This is a genomic window from Ensifer sp. VA4 (assembly GCF_055710065.1).
Genome location: NZ_JBVQPO010000086.1, coordinates 1 through 255, shown reverse-complemented (window position 1 = coordinate 255; position 255 = coordinate 1). Strand labels below are relative to the sequence as shown.

Below are 255 nucleotides of genomic sequence, written 5' to 3'. Positions count from 1 at the left end.
CACCCTCATTGTCGCCGCTGTTGAAATCGTCGGAGCGCGGAATACCGGCCTCGACGGCGGCCTCGGCGAAGGATTCGAGGATGTCCCATTTGAGCCGCTGCTTCTCTATCCGCCATTCGCCACCGTGGCCGTGCATGTCGGAGAACCGGCTGTTGCCGCCGGTCTTCGGGTCCGCGCCGTTGTCGAGCCGGTAATGGTCCTCATGCGCCTTGAAATCGGGCAGGCAATTCTGCCAGGACCAGGCGGCATCGCCGG

Annotated in this window: 1 pseudogene; it reads right to left on the bottom strand. The window is 64.3% G+C overall.

The annotated features are described in order from the left end of the window. A pseudogene (locus AC0C6X_RS30275) lies at positions 1 to 255 on the bottom strand (choline dehydrogenase); the annotation flags it as partial.